At 44.6% G+C, this 549-nt stretch carries 1 protein-coding gene; it reads right to left on the bottom strand.

What is annotated here, in order from left to right:
- Positions 1-549 (bottom strand): prealbumin-like fold domain-containing protein (locus SORDD27_RS10305; RefSeq protein WP_231069319.1); only part of this gene is annotated, 549 nt, incomplete at both ends.

Below are 549 nucleotides of genomic sequence, written 5' to 3' on the forward strand. Positions count from 1 at the left end.
CCAGCGATTTCTGTTCCACCAAGGCTTACCTTACTGAAGGTAATCTTACGTGGAAGGTCATCATCTTTATCAGTTACAGTTACAGTTGAACCGTTTGTGGCAACTTTGTTTTCTTCACCCTTAGAGTCTTTTTCTCCAACATTGGTCACTTCCACTGTGCCGTCATGTTTGACTTGGAAAGTGATATCGGTTACTTTGAGGTAGCCTGTTGGGGCTGCTTCCTCATGGAAGGTGTAAGTTCCTGGGGCCAAGTTGAGATCTTTAGACTTACCAGCTTCGGATGTCCAGCTTTCTACGGCTGTGCCTTCTGCCTTATCGCCCTTGTAGATCTTGATTTGAGCTCCTGCAATTTCTGTACCGCCAAGGTTAACTTTACTGAAAGTAATAGCTTTTGGACTATCATCGTCTTTGTCGGTTACTGTAACAGTTGAGCCGTTGGTGACGACTTTGTTGTCTTCACCTTTAGAGTCTTTCTCTCCGACATCGGTTACTTCTACTGTTCCGTCAGTTTTCACTTGGAGAGTGATGTCCGTTACTTTGAGGTAACCA

The sequence above is a fragment of the Streptococcus oralis genome (assembly GCF_001579025.1).
GTDB lineage: Bacteria > Bacillota > Bacilli > Lactobacillales > Streptococcaceae > Streptococcus > Streptococcus oralis_X.